General features: G+C 39.5%; 15 protein-coding genes and 1 other annotated feature. Of the genes, 6 read left to right on the top strand and 9 right to left on the bottom strand.

Going from position 1 to position 16878, the window contains the following annotated elements:
- Positions 1 to 11 precede the first annotated feature (11 nt).
- From DV702_RS05940 to DV702_RS05950, 3 genes are read right to left on the bottom strand one after another with little or no spacing between them, the layout of a single operon-like run.
- Positions 12 to 1793: a hypothetical protein gene (locus tag DV702_RS05940; protein ID WP_114923930.1), complete on the bottom strand. Its 1782-nt coding sequence runs from the start codon at positions 1791 to 1793 to the stop codon at positions 12 to 14.
- A 1-nt stretch (position 1794) separates the two neighbouring features.
- Positions 1795 to 2289, bottom strand: coding sequence for a hypothetical protein (locus DV702_RS05945; RefSeq protein WP_114923931.1), 495 nt, complete (start codon positions 2287 to 2289; stop codon positions 1795 to 1797).
- A 12-nt stretch (positions 2290 to 2301) separates the two neighbouring features.
- Positions 2302 to 2739, bottom strand: a complete 438-nt coding sequence (locus DV702_RS05950; RefSeq protein WP_114923932.1) for a type IV pilus modification PilV family protein — start codon at positions 2737 to 2739, stop codon at positions 2302 to 2304.
- 632 nt (positions 2740 to 3371) lie between these two features.
- On the opposite strand from DV702_RS05950, the gene DV702_RS05955 reads away from it, so the two are divergent.
- Genes DV702_RS05955 through DV702_RS05965 form a run of 3 tightly spaced genes read left to right on the top strand, consistent with a single transcriptional unit; the run spans position 3372 to position 6089 of the window.
- Complete coding sequence (locus DV702_RS05955; RefSeq protein WP_114923933.1) at positions 3372 to 3830, top strand: type IV pilus modification PilV family protein; 459 nt, start codon at positions 3372 to 3374, stop codon at positions 3828 to 3830.
- Entirely contained in the window at positions 3823 to 4329 is a 507-nt protein-coding gene (locus DV702_RS05960; protein WP_114923934.1) for a type II secretion system protein, read from the top strand. Before DV702_RS05955 ends, DV702_RS05960 begins: the two co-directional genes overlap by 8 nt.
- Complete coding sequence (locus tag DV702_RS05965; protein WP_114923935.1) at positions 4326 to 6089, top strand: hypothetical protein; 1764 nt, start codon at positions 4326 to 4328, stop codon at positions 6087 to 6089. The genes DV702_RS05960 and DV702_RS05965 overlap by 4 nt, the downstream gene beginning before the upstream one ends.
- A 60-nt stretch (positions 6090 to 6149) precedes the next feature.
- Here the strand turns inward: DV702_RS05965 and DV702_RS05970 are convergent, their stop codons facing one another.
- A complete protein-coding gene (locus DV702_RS05970) occupies positions 6150 to 7361 on the bottom strand; it encodes a bifunctional folylpolyglutamate synthase/dihydrofolate synthase (protein ID WP_162805736.1) in 1212 nt (403 codons plus the stop codon).
- Between the two features lie 61 nt (positions 7362 to 7422).
- On the opposite strand from DV702_RS05970, the gene DV702_RS05975 reads away from it, so the two are divergent.
- Together DV702_RS05975 and DV702_RS05980 are read left to right on the top strand one after the other, a co-directional pair.
- Positions 7423 to 8289, top strand: a complete 867-nt coding sequence (locus tag DV702_RS05975; RefSeq protein ID WP_114923937.1) for an ATP-grasp domain-containing protein — start codon at positions 7423 to 7425, stop codon at positions 8287 to 8289.
- On the top strand, positions 8286 to 9077 hold the full coding sequence (locus DV702_RS05980; protein WP_114923938.1) for an ATP-grasp domain-containing protein: 792 nt from the start codon (positions 8286 to 8288) through the stop codon (positions 9075 to 9077). The genes DV702_RS05975 and DV702_RS05980 overlap by 4 nt, the downstream gene beginning before the upstream one ends.
- A gap of 81 nt (positions 9078 to 9158) precedes the next feature.
- Here the strand turns inward: DV702_RS05980 and DV702_RS05985 are convergent, their stop codons facing one another.
- Positions 9159 to 9404: a hypothetical protein gene (locus DV702_RS05985; protein WP_114923939.1), complete on the bottom strand. Its 246-nt coding sequence runs from the start codon at positions 9402 to 9404 to the stop codon at positions 9159 to 9161.
- A 205-nt stretch (positions 9405 to 9609) separates the two neighbouring features.
- On the opposite strand from DV702_RS05985, the gene DV702_RS05990 reads away from it, so the two are divergent.
- Positions 9610 to 10530 (top strand): MBL fold metallo-hydrolase, encoded by a 921-nt coding sequence (locus DV702_RS05990; protein ID WP_114923940.1) that lies wholly within the window; start codon positions 9610 to 9612, stop codon positions 10528 to 10530.
- An 88-nt stretch (positions 10531 to 10618) separates the two neighbouring features.
- Here the strand turns inward: DV702_RS05990 and DV702_RS05995 are convergent, their stop codons facing one another.
- The 4 genes from DV702_RS05995 to hemL all read right to left on the bottom strand — a co-directional run bounded on the left by DV702_RS05995 (position 10619) and on the right by hemL (position 16857).
- Complete coding sequence (locus DV702_RS05995) at positions 10619 to 11206, bottom strand: hypothetical protein (protein ID WP_114923941.1); 588 nt, start codon at positions 11204 to 11206, stop codon at positions 10619 to 10621.
- A 450-nt stretch (positions 11207 to 11656) separates the two neighbouring features.
- Positions 11657 to 14302, bottom strand: coding sequence for a valine--tRNA ligase (locus DV702_RS06000; RefSeq protein WP_114923942.1), 2646 nt, complete (start codon positions 14300 to 14302; stop codon positions 11657 to 11659).
- Between the two features lie 54 nt (positions 14303 to 14356).
- Positions 14357 to 14575 (bottom strand) — a binding site (T-box leader).
- 239 nt (positions 14576 to 14814) lie between these two features.
- Entirely contained in the window at positions 14815 to 15420 is a 606-nt protein-coding gene (locus DV702_RS06010; protein ID WP_114923944.1) for a hypothetical protein, read from the bottom strand.
- A 198-nt stretch (positions 15421 to 15618) separates the two neighbouring features.
- Positions 15619 to 16857 carry a glutamate-1-semialdehyde 2,1-aminomutase gene (gene hemL / locus DV702_RS06015; RefSeq protein WP_240315722.1) on the bottom strand — a complete coding sequence of 413 codons (1239 nt, stop codon included), beginning with the start codon at positions 16855 to 16857 and terminating at the stop codon, positions 15619 to 15621.
- Between the last annotated feature and the right edge of the window lie 21 nt (positions 16858 to 16878).

Genomic DNA, 16878 nt, shown 5'->3' on the forward strand with positions numbered 1-16878 from the left:
CAATTCGTAAATTAGTAAATTACTTTGTCAAGGACAGGTAATTGCCAATCTACAGCGTGGGGTTCATTTGGTTCCGTAGTCCCTTGAGAACCTTGCCCTTTGCTTACCCCACATTTCGCAGTAAAATCTTCTTTTGAAAGTTTAACAAATCGATCATTTAAACTCGCATTATGATTAGACGTACCAGAATAGTATATTTTACTATTACTATCGATCGTCAAACCATTCGTAGTAAAATTCCCAACACAAATTTCAGAGTTATTGATGGTCATATGATTAGTCGTTGTTATATAGTCTGCACTCATAATAGAACCGTTCAAAGTGAATGGAGTTGTAATAGTAATGCCTTTCGCGTTGACTAAACTATTGTTTAAAGTACCGCCATTAGTTAACTTCAAAACTTTTTCTACATTTAAATTTGTTTTTGACAATGTTAATGGACCATTTACTAAAAAGCCTCCAAGGACATTCATATTTACTTGGTCTAATTTAGAGTGGTTAGTAGTAGTGACATCACCCTTAACGAAAATATCGGAATTTTCCGCATCAAGAGGTTTGGAAGTATGCATAAAGTTACCATCAATACTTATTACAGAACCCTTAATAGTAGAACCATTATGTGTATCAGCATTTCCAAAAATCTTTACATTAGATCCTTCAACATAGAAAAGACCCCCACCCGTATCTAGTTTTCCAGCTACTTCTAAAGTAGAATTTTTGAAACTCGCTCCGCCTGAATGGTAGTTAGTAATGACTTTCAAATCTGTTTTATTAAAATTCACCTGACCACTAACATCATAACTATTAGTGCGTATAATTGAATTTTCAATTTCCGAAGATCCACTATACCCTTTCCCAATCTTCCCTGCTACAATCAGTTCTATACCATTTAATTTTAATGTTGCTGGTGTGAAATCATTATTTATATTTACTAAAGACTTTTCTATAAATACAGTACCCCACGAATTTACTATACCATCTAAAAATACATGAGAATTTGTTATGCTGTAACTCGCTTCATCAATACTAGAATTATTACATTTTTGAGCATCTATTTTCTTGTTTACAGGTGTACATTTTGGTTTCGGCTTCCCCATGTCTATAGCATTTTGCGGAATTGCAACTGGCTTTGGCTCTTTTAACGTTGGCATGACTACAATGCTCGTTTTAGGTGGTTCAGAAGTATTTGTGTCAGAATTTGAAGTATCGCTTGCAACTTTAATTTCCGGGAATATATATGTGTATTCAAATGTAAGTGTATCCTTTTTCTCTTGACCTTTGAAGCTCGAAGGCAGTTCACCTTCTACTTCCCCTCTTACAGTAACGAATATATTTCCTTTATCATCTACAATATCATAACCAGGCAAAATCTTTGCATCTACTAGTTTGTGTCTATATTGGTGATTACCTAACTCTATGGCCTCTTCTTCTAACAACAAGTCTTTACGGTGAACCAACTCAATTAAAAATTCTCTTACAATCGCTTTTTGAATTTCAGGATAATCAATAGTGTCTCCGCCAGCTACTTGCTTGTCTAACTCTTTTTGTTCTAATCTTCTGAATTCCACATCTAATTTGTCTTTATCATATATTTCTTTCAAATACCAAGTATAATAATCCACACCCGCCTCTGCAGCAACGACTACTAAATTATTTTCATCAACAGTCGTTTCTTGCACACGATTGCCAAGCGCCCCCCGCATAAAGACAGCTGTGATCGCTGTAATAAATACTATAGCAAATAACACGATGATTAAAGCGAAACCTTTTTCGTTCTTTATATAGTTCATCACGTCAGCTCCCTTCTTCACTTACTCCTGCTTTATCTTCCTCTTTAATTTTGAAACGAGAAATAGTAGTGGAAACTTTAACTTCTCTATTACTATTTGAAGGGTCAACTACAGCAAAATTTTCCAACACCAAATCACCGCCTGCTTTTGTCGGCTCTATTGGATTTTCTTCACTTCTCCAGCTGCTTTCATACGTAAATCGGTCACTGATCACACCATTATATTCGTTCATAGGTGCACCCGTATCGTCTACACATGCCGATACTTCTACTATATTTGCAGTTATTGTTAAGCTGTATTTTTCGCAGTTTCGATGAATCTGTTGTAGCTCTGAAATAATATAATTCGCTTCTTGTTGCAATCGTAAAGTGGAAGTTTCCCCTATATTAAATTTCGTTGCTATTGAAATCGTTGTCCAAATGATTCCTGATACGAAAGTGACAAGAAGGAGAGTTGCAAGCAGTTCGACTACTGTCATACCTTTTTCATTTCTTAACATATGATCCCTCCTTCACTTCAGTTCTAAATAACCAAATGTTTCACTTATTATATTCTCATTTTTTTTAATTTTAATATGAATTTTATATAACTCTTCTTGGCGTACGGCAGGATCACTACCTACACCGCTACATGTTTCGTTACCTACGTTATAGCAATCTATTTCTACAATCACTCCACTTGGTTTCGAATACGTATACGTTTCAAAATCTCCCGGACCTGTGCTTGATTTTGATTTATTTTCTGCTTTTAAATTATCACTAGTATCGTCTTTTAATTCCACTAGCTCTGTCTTTGCTATATTCATAGTTTGTAACTTCGTTTCTGTCCGTTCATTCACACTGATCATCTGAGGGAAGATTGTCATGAAACTTATAAACACTATGCCTAAGATAAACAAAGCTGCCAAAACCTCAACAAGCGACATTCCTTCTTCACTTCTCCCTACCATAACACCCTCTCCTTACCTATTTCTTACTCTCGTTATATTTTACTAGTCCATATCAAACTTAATACCTTCTATTAAAAATAACACTATATAATTCATTCTTCGTTAAGGCTATTGTCTCATTAAAAGCCGCTGTAAGTAAAGTTTATTAAGATAAAATTTAAGTTTTCTATAAAGAAAAAATATAGTCTGACAGGAATTATCTTTTACAAATATAAGTCTGTTTTTTGTGTGAAAATAAGATCAGTTAAATGCCAAAAGTATATAGCAGTAAAATAACATAGTGGTTTTCTCTTACTTATTTTTTGGTTTTGTTATTTACACATGGGCGACACTTTATTATTTTGTCAAAATAATATAAGTTCTATTCATTTAATTCTAACTTTCTTCATTTAATTGAAAAATCAACATTCCTCTTCATCATTTTTAGGTATAAAGTTTTACTTGTTTAAATTTTTTTATTTATTAAATTTATTATAACCTACTAAATCACTAAAATATACAAATTAAATTCATATTCCTATGTGTAAAGTTTCAATTATTTCGCTATATTATGTTACTATGTTTATAGATACTAGATAAATAGGTATATTAGTATAAAAGAGGTACACGGTATGTAACGAGGAGTGGTGGAAATGCGACAAGAAGAAGGCTTTACACTAGTGGAAGTAATTGCTTCATTAGTTATCATCAGTATTATATTACTAAGCTTTTTCCCTATGCTCATTACAGCTAAAAAAACCTCTGTTATGAATGTCGATAAGCTGGTGATGATTCAACTCGCAGAAGCTACTCTTGACCGCCTGCAAGTAGATCCGTTCGGTTATTTGGAACAGGCTTCTCTTAATCCACCATATTTGCATAAGCCGACCAAAGACGGAGCCTTTACGTATACGTATATCAACTGTAAACCACAAAATTGTCGTCCACTTTATTTACTTACGTTGAACGATAAAACGTACTATACAGAAATCACTGCTTCACAAAATGCCAGCGAGAAAAACAGTAAATTAATCAATATCGTCGTCACGATTAAAGATGAAGCAAAGAAGAAAGTCTATTCGGTAGAAGGGTATGTGAGCGGCTATGAATAATATACGCAACCAACGTGGACTAACGCTAGTCGAACTTCTTGCGACATTGGCATTAATCGGCGTCATTACTACATTCGCCTTTTCTATTTTGATGAACGGCATCCGCGCATCGAATAATATTCAAATTGAAACAAGTTTGCGTAACGAAGCAGACGTTATAATGAGTTCGTTCATCCGCACAGTTTATACGATGAAAGAATCGGAAATTAGCGAACTGCGCTTTCCTGCTAAAAATACAGAAAACTATTACATTCAAACTAATACAGGGGAAAAAACCGGTTTTATTAAAAACGAAGTGTGGATCGCCAACAAAAAACAGCTACTTTTCGATCCTGATATTAGCGTGCTTCCTTCTGAAATCAGCCAACCAGAACCGGGTCAGTATGAAATCGTTCTTCGTTTAAAAATGGCTGGTGATCGTCCGAAAGAAATGACTTTCGTCAATGTCGTGCGGACGATCGATGATTTGAAAACGAAGAAAGGAGATGATGATGAATGAGCCATCTACGCAATGAACGTGGCTACGCACTCCTTTTGACGATTATGATTCTCATCCTTTTCAGTATCCTAGGATTGACGATGCTCGGCTTATCTGCAGAAGGGATTAAACGAAATGAATACCGTGCAGATGATACGCAGGCGGTAGCCCAAGCGGAGAAAGGGATGGAGCGGATCATCGCAGACATCAATGCCGAATTGACGCAAAGTCTCGGCAATAACGGTTTATCTGCCGATCAATTTAAACATGTTTTGACGAGTACATTAAACCGCTATCGCTGTACGAACACACACATCAAATCCAGTACAGCAAACGGTGCATATGATGTGTGTATCGATAAAGAGCCGATTCCGATAACGGCTGAAGACGGTACACTAAACGAACTACGGAAAATCGTCAGCTTTGCAAGTGTAGGAACAGTCGATACGAAAAAGAAGCAATTGAACAAAACCGTCGAAATGGGTGCAGAAGCTTTTCCTGAAACGATGAAATATGCGGTTGGCACAAATATTTCTTCAGCTAATCCGCAAAATGGTGAAGGAAATTTATATTTGCATGGGGGTTCTGAAATTATCGGAGACATAAAAGTAGATGGCAATTTACTTGTGAAAGATAGCGGTGTTGCGGGATATTCATGGGTTCCGAGCGTTTTGCCGCGAGCCCTTCCTCTGCCTGGTGCTAAATCATCCAAATTAGTATTGGGAAAAAATATGTATTCTATCAATATACAGACGCTGAGTCAGAGTATTTACACGACTCATATTAATCGCAATCTTTTTCCCGCCAATCAGTATATACAGAGAACGGACGTTGCGTCTCTTTTTGGAGCGAATACAGCCCCACGAATCGTCGTAAGAGAACAGCTGTCTCCTAATATCGGGATTACAACGCAGAAGTCGAATTATTATTATGATTATGCCTCCCCTTCTGTTATAAATGTTTACAATAATACACCAGGCTTTAGTAGTTCCACGTTTTCCGGATATAGAAATACAGGTCAGGTCGTGCCCACTGGAACCAAATCATATAAATGTGGGAAAAATACTTGTTATGAAGATACACACTACGGCTCTTTTACTTTAAAAAACACAAATTATTTTGGAAAACTTGCATCCAATGGAAATGTTAAAATTACTAGCGGCGATCATACGTTTAAAGACGGCTTTTATATAGGCGGATCTGTTGATATTGGATTATTTGGCAGCAATCGTGAAGCGGAATATAATCCAAAAGATAAAATTACGCTGGACGGTCCGATTTATGTTGATGGAGATTTAACGATGCGGAATGCTGAATTGAAAGGAAACACATTAATCTACGTCAACGGCAATGTTAGTATTCGTTTTTCTTCACTTGAAGGCAAAAATTTAGGCGGTGGGAAAACTGGAACGGTCATTATTTTTGCGACGGGAGATATTTCGATGTCTAACATTTCCGCTAATAGTGATACTCCTAGTTTGATTAAAGGATTCTTCTACAGCCAAGGGAATATCGAGATGTATGGAACTGGTTCTAATATGAAAATTGAAGGCGGTGTATCGGCAAAACGGATTGTTTTTAACGCCATCCGCGGAAGAGCCTTTACAAACGGAACATATGAGTCTGTTGCCAATCAGCACAACAAACCTTCAAGACTCCAAGTCACTTACGACACAGAGATCATCGAGAACTTCCTGAAGCTGAGCAAGCCTGAGCCGATCATTACAAAAATAGACCCCGCTGTTGAAAGAGAACGGGAGATATCCAACGTCAAAAAATAACAGAACCTCACGAACCGAGTTTAGCAACTCTTGTGTTCGTGAGGTTTTTCTACTTTCTATTCAGTTTTCATGCAATAAATCATTGAGCAAATACAACGAACCGACGATTACATGCACTGTCTGTTGCGCAGTAAGTTCGATATCGCGAGAAGATAATATGCAGCTATTCTCTACTGGACAAACCGCCTGTAAGTCTTGGGCTTTCGCTGCTTGTGGATGTGGAAAGTCAACGAAAGTGAAGCTATTTGCTAGCGGTGTAAGAATCTTTAGAGTCTTTTCATAATCTTTCGTGTTCAACATTCCTACAATCCAGTCTACTTTCTCTCCTGGAAATTGTTCTTCTATCGTGCGTACTAACATCGCGGCGGCTGCTGGATTGTGTGCACCGTCGATATAGACGTTTTCAGCAATCTTTTGGAATCGGTACGGCAATTGAACAGCAGCGATCGCCCGAGCGACTTCCCGTTGCTTTAACGGCACGCCCGCGAGAGATAATGCTTCTAGCGCGACTGCGTGGTTGATTGCTTGATGAGGACCTTTCATCTGGCGTGTCGGCAATTCAAACGTTGACATTCCTCTGTACGTTTCTACGTCTCCTACTTCCATATAAAAATTTTCTCCGTATACACGCACGAGACTTTTTGTTTGTTTGGCCTGCGCGATAATGACGTCTCTTGCTTCATCTGTCACATCCCCTATGACGACTGGAATATGAGGCTTGATGATGCCTGCTTTATGGGAAGTGATTCTTTCTATTGTGTCACCGAGAAACCCGGTATGATCGAGCGCAATGGACGTGATGACGGAAACTAACGGCGTGACGACATTCGTACTGTCGAATTTGCCGCCCATCCCAGTTTCTAACAAGATATAATCAGGAGCCGCGTTACGAAACGCTAAAAATGCAGCAACTGTTAGTAATTCGAAGTCTGTCAGCAGTCCGCTTAATCCTGCTGCTTCCATTTCTTCAAAAACATAAGCCAATTCATCCGGTTTGATCGGCTGCCCATTGATACGGATTTGGTCGTGTATATCGAGAATTGCCGGTGAAGAAAAGACACCCGTTGTAAAACCATGCGCGCGTAACACAGCTTCCATGACCGCAATAGTAGAGCCTTTACCGTTCGTCCCCGCCACATGAATAATGCGGAGATCTTTCTCTGGATTTAACACAGCGGCAAGCGCTTCTTCTATCGCGTCCAGTCCTGGTATAATCGCATCGTCACTTTCTATATCAAATTGTTTTTTATATTCTTCTAATTTTGGAATCAAAGGAATTCCTCCTGTGCTAATATTAAGATATAGGTCTAGTATAGCAAAGGTGGCGTGTGGATTGAAAAGTTGTTGGATTATTTATAATGGAAGTTTAACGAGTGATAAATTTGTAGATCAGGCACGACTTGTTGCGGAAGCTGCTGAACGCGCAGGAGTGCAAGCAATGATTATAAAAAACTATGAAATTGTAATGGATGTACAAACGCCGATAAAAGATGCCCCAGATTTTATCGTCTTTCTCGATAAAGACACATTACTCGCGCGCTATTTGAAACAACAAGGGATTCCTGTCTTCAACGATCCTAAAGTTATTGAAACATGCGACAATAAAGCGAAACAGTATATAGAATTAGCAAAACACGACGTCGCTATGCCAAAAACGATCGTAGCGCCAAAAGTGTATCCGAACTTTTCGATTGAGGGTCATGGTTACTATGAACGAGTGCTAGAAACACTCGGCTTACCGTTAATTATTAAAGAAGGACATGGCTCATTCGGCATGAAAGTATATTTAATCGAGACGAAAGAAGCGTTTGATAACAAGGTGAATGAATTGCGAGGAGTCGATTATGTCTTTCAAGAGTTTATCGAAACGAGCAGAGGCCGAGACATTCGTGTAAATATTGTAGGAGATCAAATCATCGCCGCTATGTATCGCCATTCAGAAACAGATTTCCGTGCGAATATTACAAACGGAGGGGTTGCCGAAGTGGTAGAACTAACAACTGCTCAAGAAACACTTGCACTGGAAGCAGCTAAAGCAGTTGGTGCACAATTCGCAGGAGTCGATTTGCTGTTTGGACCGGACGACCAGCCGCTAGTTTGTGAAGTGAATGGCGCAGCGCATATACGCAATCTATTAAACGTCACAGGAATTAATGTAGCAGATGCAATGATTGCCTACATACTGGAGAAGCTAGGATGAAAGGATATATTTATTACACAGCAGATGAAGCGACACGTAATCAGGCATTTATTGATGATTTACTAAAAACATCGACTTCTGTAGGAATTGACTTAGAAGTGCTATATGAACCCCCTACTGAACGTGCTGATTTCATCTTATTCCGAGACCGAAATTCTAAATTAGCTTCACAACTAGAGAATACTGGCTATCGGTTAATTAATCGTGCCAGTGTACAAGCAATTGCTAATGATAAATTACGTACATTTGAATTGGCCATGATGCTCGGAATCCCTACTGTCCCTACTACTCGCACAGACCATCAACTGCCTACAGTTCCCTTAGTATTAAAAACGCGTGATGGTCATGGCGGCAGCGAAGTATTCTTATGTAAGACGGATGAGCAAGTTGATGATGTTTTAAAGCAATTTGATCCAAAAAACTTAATTGTTCAGCCGTTCATTGAATCGGGAGCGACGGATGTGCGTGTATTCATGCTGGGGGAAGAAGTACTCGGTGCCGTTAAGCGTATAGGCATGAAAGATTCGTTTAAATCTAACTACACACTTGGCGGTACAGTAGAAAAGTATACGCTAGACGACGAGCAAACTAGACAAGTACAAATGATTGCCCGGGCAATTTCGAGTGACTATATTGGAATTGACTTTATACTTCCTACAACTGGCGGCTGGTTATTAAATGAAATTGAAGATCCAGTAGGCGCTCGCTCATTATATGTAACACATGACTTTTCTGTAACGAAAAAACTGTTAACATACGTGAAAGAGCAGTTACAGAAACATACGTAATAGAAACACTACCAAAAGGACTGCCAACGAAAATCATCTATCACTGACTTTCTAAGCAGTCCGACTCTATCTGTTTTCTTATCATTCCTTCTGTTCCTTTATCTGTCTTATTCGCTCCATAGGCAATTCCATAATTTCTGCAATTGTTTCAATAGATATATTTTTCTTTAACGTCCTCCGCACAGTTTGTTCTATTCCTTGTTCTATTCCCTTTTCTATTCCTTTCTTCATCCCTCGTTCCTCAGCTTCTTCTTCCCTCCATCTCGCCTCATTGATTGCTGCTTCTTGATCGAGAATTTGTTTTAAAGGTAAAATTGATTTTCTCATGTATTTCATTTTTACTTAGGACATTTGAAACTCAGTGGTTCGTTTGTTGCTACGTTAGTTATTTATCTTTATGATGAAAATAGAGCAGGAGGAATCGTATATGAGCTTGCAGACACGCATTCCAAATCGCTCTCATGGTACATTACTATGGTACGATACACAGAATGGTTTCTATTACCAATTTCTTTGAATATAAGGGGGTTTTATGAAAGTGAAGCATCGTTATACGAACTTAGATTCCGTAGACACACATAAAACGATGAAAGATATGCTTCAATGGCAGCAAGAACGTAAACAAAAAAAGAAGGACTTGAGTATTCTCATAAAAGAAGCACCTACTAAGGAAATTGAACAGCTCCATGCTAATCGTTCCGCCACATCCATCACCTGGATCGGTCATTCTACGTTTTTGATACAAATGAACGGACTGAATATGATTACAGATCCTGTTTGGGCGAAACGAATGGGATTTCAAAAACGACTCACCGAACCTGGCATTCCATTGGCTAAATTACCACCCATCGATTATGTCTTTATTTCTCATGGACACTATGATCACCTTGACTTCGCTACCATAAAACGATTACCAGGAGATCCAACATTTTTTGTTCCTATTGGTCTAGGACGTTCGTTCAAGTGGCGCGGATATAAAAAAGTTATAGAAAGTGAGTGGTATGATTCGTTTATCGTGGATGAATTGACTTTCACTTTCGTTCCGGCACAACATTGGACGAAGCGCACATTGACAGATACGAATACTTCGCATTGGGGTGGCTGGATTTTGGAAAGCCCTAATGATTCTATTTACTTTGTCGGAGATACAGGCTATTTCCGTGGATTCAAAGAAATTTCCGAGAAGTTTTCTATCCAGACGGTATTGATGCCTATTGGAGCCTATGAGCCCGAATGGTTTATGCAGGAGAGTCACTTAACTCCTGAAGAGGCGATTCAAGCATTTATCGAGTTAAAAGGAAGTACATTAATTCCGATGCATTATGGAACCTATCATTTAGCGGATGATACAGGATCGGAGGCAATTGACAGACTGGACGCAGAATGGAATAGAAGGAGTTTGGCAGAATCAGTAAAGAAAAAATTAATGATCGGCGAAACATTGTGGGTATAAACAGAAAAAGTGTTTGCACAAAGTCATGTATTCATGAATTGCTGCAAACACTTTTTAACACATCATCGACTTCATATTTTGAAGCACATTAGTCTTCCCAATAAAAAATAGCGTCCATTACTATGTATTGTCTTGCGGGACGATAAACGGTTGGGATGTTTGCTTGAAATGGTAACGGTTGCATCATATCTTTACTCGCCAATAGTTGATAGTCATATTCATTCAATGCTTTCGATACATCATTGGCAAGAGGTTGAAGTTTTTTACTGACCTTCAATCGATGAGTTCCGTCAAGAATTGTCCCGTGGCCACTACTCACTTCTTCAGCCGTTTCAACCCGCACTTTTTTCACTCTTTCATCTTCTCCAAATATAGCGACCGGCGCAAGACGTGAAATATCTATCATGATCCCATCTATCGTTATATGCTGGATGCCGTGTTCTTCCACGATCACTCGATCTTCTTTTCGATAGCAAAAAAATTCGATGAATGAAGCATATCCACTGCCGAAGTGATTCCATTCCGCTTCACACATTACGTTCGGTATGCGTTCGATCCTATGGAATAATCGTCTAATATGAGACTCTATTTCTGTTTCATCCTGTGTATTATAAGGATATCCTCTTCCGATAATTTCACCTTGGATAAGTGCCGATAATTGTTCATTTGAAAACATGCTACCATTCCTTTCATATACAATTGAAGAAAAATCCTTGGGGTTGTATCCTTAAGTCAGTTCGTGTTCGTTCAGAAATTGGATCGGGATAAGTGACTCTTCCTGTGTAGTGCGTAAAATGAGTGTACGTGTTAGGATTATCCCGAGAGAAACCGGACGCTCCCCTCCGGAAAGCGTATCGTCTGGAAGCGCAAGCCGCATGACACTCCAAGTCCGCTTCACTCCATCCAATCGTTATCATTACTACATTTCACTAAACGAAGTCGCTCGCTTATTTTTATCGCCTACCTAGAGAGAATATAAAATTCAGCCCTTTTTCATTAAACGGTTACGTTATAGAAACGTTTCACTTCTGCAAGCTATACTTTTTATTATAACAGTGAATTTCAAATAAAAATGCATGAAGGTAAACGAACCCTTCATGCACAATTAAATTTCAATTTCCAGTTATTAAATTTCTTTCAACTCAGCAATACGACGTTCAACAGCTGCATACTTCTCTAAATAATCTTGTTCCTTCGCACGTTCTTCTTCTACAACTGCAGCAGGTGCTTTTGCAGTAAAGCGTTCGTTGGAAAGTTTCCCCTGCACGCGCTTTACTTCACCTTGCCATTTGCCCAATTCTTTTGTTAATCGAGCAAGTTCTTCATCAATATCTAGTAAGCCTTCTAGCGGCAAAAATAATTCTGCCCCTGTCACAACTGCTGACATTGTCTTACCTGGTGCATTTACTTGCACACCGATTGTCAATGTCTCCGGATTACAGAAACGTTCTAGATACTGGCGATTTTTCTCGAGAATAGCGACTGTTGCATCATCCTTTGCAGAAATATACAAATCGACTTTGCGGCTCATCGGTGTATTTACTTCTGCACGAATTGTACGTACAGCTTTAATAATATCCATTAATAGCTTCATATGTGTCGCACGCGATTTATCCATTAACTGCGCATCCACTTCAGGCCATTTCGCAACTGTGATCGACTCACCTTCATGCGGTAAGTTCTGCCAAATCTCTTCTGTGATGAATGGCATAAGTGGATGTAATAAGCGCATAGTGTTGTCTAAAACATAAGCAAGCACTGAACGCGTCATCTTCTTCGCTGCTTCATCATCACCATACAATGGCAATTTCGCCATCTCAATATACCAATCACAGAAATCATCCCAGATGAAGTTGTATAATGCACGACCCATTTCACCGAATTCATAACGATCCGCAAGACTTGTTACTTGTTCAATCGTTTCATTTAGACGAGTTAAGATCCATGCATCCGCAACCGACTTGTCGCCTGTTAAATCAATTTCGGCATATTTCATGCCATCCATATTCATCAAAGCGAAGCGGGATGCATTCCAAATTTTATTAGCAAAGTTCCAGATCGCTTCTACTTTTTCTGTTGAATATCGTAAATCCTGACCAGGTGAAGAACCTGTCGCTAAGAAATAACGTAATGCATCTGCACCATACTGATCGATGACGTCCATTGGGTCTACACCGTTACCGAGAGACTTGGACATTTTGCGGCCGTCTTCAGCACGTACCAGTCCATGGATTAACACATCTTTAAATGGACGTTCTTCTGTGAATTCTAATGCTTGGAAAATCATGCGTGACACCCAAAAGAAGATGATATCATATCCTGTAACAAGCGTGTCGTTCGGATAGTATTTCTTGAACTCTGGGCTTTCTACATCAGGCCATCCCATTGTGGAAAATGGCCATAAAGCGGACGAGAACCACGTGTCGAGAACATCTTTATCTTGTGTCCAATTTTCTTCATCTGCAGGAGCTTCTTGTCCAACATAAATTTCACCTGTTGTATTATGATACCAAGCAGGAATACGATGACCCCACCATAATTGACGAGATATACACCAGTCATGAACATTTTCCATCCAACCAAGATACGTTTTCTCAAAGCGTTCTGGAACAAAATTCACTTTTTCTTCTTCGTTTTTCTGCAGATTGATCGCTTGCTCAGCAAGTGGTTGCATATTGACAAACCATTGCGTAGAAAGATAAGGTTCCACAACTGCACCGCTTCGTTCCGAATGTCCTACCGAATGCATATGGTCTTCAATTTCGAATAGCACGTTCATCTCTTGCAGATCTTTAACGATTTGTTTACGACATTCGAAACGGTCCATACCTTCATATTTACCTGCTAATTTATTCATGGAGCCGTCTTCGTTCATGACAAGTACTCGTGGTAAATTGTGACGATTTCCAACTTCAAAGTCATTTGGGTCATGTGCTGGTGTAATTTTCACTGCACCACTACCAAAGTCCATTTCTACGTAATCGTCTGCAATAATAGGAATTTCACGATCAACAATTGGTAATTTAACCATTTTTCCGATTAAATGTTTGTATCGCTCATCTTCAGGATGAACAGCAACTGCTGTATCACCTAGCATCGTTTCTGGACGTGTCGTCGCAATTTCAATAGAACCAGTACCATCTGTCAATGGATAACGCATATGATAGAATGCACCCTGTACATCTTTATGAATCACTTCAATGTCAGATAATGCTGTTTTAGTTGCTGGATCCCAGTTTATAATATATTCTCCGCGATAGATTAATTTTTTCTTATACAATTTCACGAACACTTCTCGTACTGCTTTTGATAATCCTTCATCTAAAGTGAAACGTTCCTGCGAATAATCCAGTGCCAACCCTAATTTTGCCCATTGTGCACGGATATGACTTGCATATTCTTCTTTCCATTTCCAAGTCTCTTCGACGAATTTTTCGCGCCCTAAATCATAGCGTGTCTTGCCTTCAGAACGCAATTTTTCTTCTACTTTGGCTTGTGTGGCGATACCCGCATGATCCATTCCAGGCAACCATAATGCGTCGTATCCTTGCATACGCTTCATACGGATGAGCATATCTTGTAATGTAGTATCCCACGCATGACCTAAATGCAATTTACCAGTGACATTTGGTGGCGGAATTACAATTGTATACGGCTCTTTCTCACTTTTAACATCTGACTCAAAGTACTTCCCTTGCAACCACCAGTCGTAGCGACCATTCTCTACGGCTTGCGGATCGTATTTCGTTGGCATTGTTAATTCATCAGTCATTTCATTTCCTCCTTCAGGTAAAAAAAGGGATACAAAAAGCTCCAATCATCCTGGGTAAAGGACGAAGGAGCTCGTGGTACCACCTTTATTTATGAACGCTAAAATAGCATACATCTTCATGAATGGGTAACGGTTTTCACCGGTCTCTGCTACTGTAGTTCACAGAAACTGCTCATAGGGGACTTTCCATATGTCGTTTCCGGGTACGTCTCACCTATCGTACCCTCTCTTGAGAAAACTGTTCACATGTACTTACCTACTCGTCGCATAGTATTCTAATCACCCATTATTATAGGTGAAGAATGCTAGCTCCGTCAAGCTTTTCTTCCATAGTAACGAAAGGATGGTGTATTGTGCGAAAAGGATATAATCCTTATTTGTTGCCACCATGGCTACGAAGAACTCGGTTTTATTGTAAAGGTTGTATTTTACCGCTTACCGTATTTCAATTGATACGTCTACTGATCGTGCCGACTACAGGAGACTTTTTGTTATTCTGCTTACTTGCTTGTTTAGCTTTCTGTTTCCACAAAAACATTATTTGAATGGAAGATCTTTCTCGTCACATCGTCATCTAGCGTGGCGATGTATAAGAGAAAGTCTTCCTTTTCTGATTGCACATTTTCTACCGCACGATCTGCATTCGCGAGAAACTCCATATGGGAAGTAGATTCCAAAATGACTTTCTCTTCCACTACTGGTTCCGCAGCTATCACTTCCTCCTGCGTCTTGACTTCCTGCAAATGTACCGTCCATTTTAGGCAGACACCTCCATCTTCCGCAGTCGCTACCACGTCTTTTACATGTAATTCTAGAACTCCGTCGTGTTCAGGTGGTAAGTCTACATGTAACGGTACGGCATATTCAAAGTATCCTTTACCATTTTGTACTTCTACATCCTCGATGACTAGACGTTCATCCACAGATTCTACCACTGGCTTATCTTCATCAAACACCACATTTGCGGCGATATGATAAATACCTTGCAGAAGAATCGCATCTTCCGTTCGTTCTTCAGTAAATCCAGGTGTCACTTTACATTCTGTTGCTTCAGTAAATGCTCCATATTCAGCTGGGAAATAAAACGTTTCTTGTACAGTCCATTGATGTGTAGTCAATCTACTTCACTCCTTTTTTTAACTCAGGCTATTATATGAAAGGCATGAAATGTTTAGAATCAAAAAAAGTTGTCCGAAAGTCATGTTTGTCTGACTTTCTGGACAACTCTATAGTGTGGAAACAATTAAACACTGCAAAGAAGAATGAATGATTTTTTGCATTGTCATGTAAGAGAATGCTTGGACAGTACCAACTACTTATCTTTTTAGTTTTGCAAAGACAGTATGGAATGCTTCGACTGTTTTTGCAATATGCTCTTCAGTATGTGCTGCTGATAAGAACATTCCTTCAAATTGCGAAGGTGGTAAGAAGATACCTTCCTCTGCCATAAGACGGTAATATTCTGCGAAGAGTTCCAAATCAGATGTCTTAGCTTTATCGTAGTTATTGACGCGTTCATTTGTGAAGAAGAATCCGATCATAGAACCTGCACGGTTGACTGTGTGAGGAATATTATTAGCTGTTGCCGCCGCACGGAAACCTGCTTCTAACTGATCACCTAATTTAATAAAACGTTCATAGGATTTTGGCGTTAACTTTTTCAACGTTTCAATACCCGCTGTCATAGCGAGAGGATTCCCTGAAAGTGTACCTGCCTGATATACTGTTCCTGCAGGCGCGACATGTTCCATAATCTCACGTTTCCCACCGTACGCTCCAACAGGAAGTCCCCCGCCAATGACTTTACCAAGACAAGTAAGGTCGGGCTTAATACCGAAATGACCTTGTGCACACTTATAGCCTACACGGAATCCAGTCATCACTTCATCAAAGATCAATAACGTACCATTATCTTCTGTTATCTCTCGTAACCCTTGCAAGAAACCATGATCTGGGCCGACAACACCCATGTTTCCAGCGACTGGCTCGACGATTACAGCTGCCAAATCGTCTCCAAATTGCTTAAACGCTTCTTTCACGCTTGCCAAATCATTGTAAGCAACTGTAATTGTATTTTTAGCTATCGATTCCGGTACACCCGGGCTATCCGGTAAACCTAATGTCGCCACACCAGAACCCGCTTTAATAAGCAATGAATCGGCATGACCATGATAGCATCCTTCGAATTTCAAAATTTTATTACGCTTCGTATAGCCACGAGCCAAACGAAGTGCACTCATCGTCGCCTCTGTACCTGATGACACCATACGAACCATCTCAATGGATGGCACACGGTCAATGACGAGTTCAGCCAATTCATTCTCGAGTAAAGTTGGCGCTCCAAAGCTAGTGCCTGTCTCAGCAACTTTCTGAATCGCCGCTACAACGTCGGGATGAGTATGTCCTAAAATGAGAGGCCCCCATGATAATACATAGTCAATATATTCATTGCCATCAATATCTTTAATAATCGCACCTTTACCACTTTCCATAAAGATCGGATCCATATTAACCGATTTAAACGCACGTACAGGTGAATTTACACCACCTGGCATTAGTTCTACTGCTTGTTCGAA

This window comes from Sporosarcina sp. PTS2304 (assembly GCF_003351785.1).
Classification (GTDB): domain Bacteria; phylum Bacillota; class Bacilli; order Bacillales_A; family Planococcaceae; genus Sporosarcina.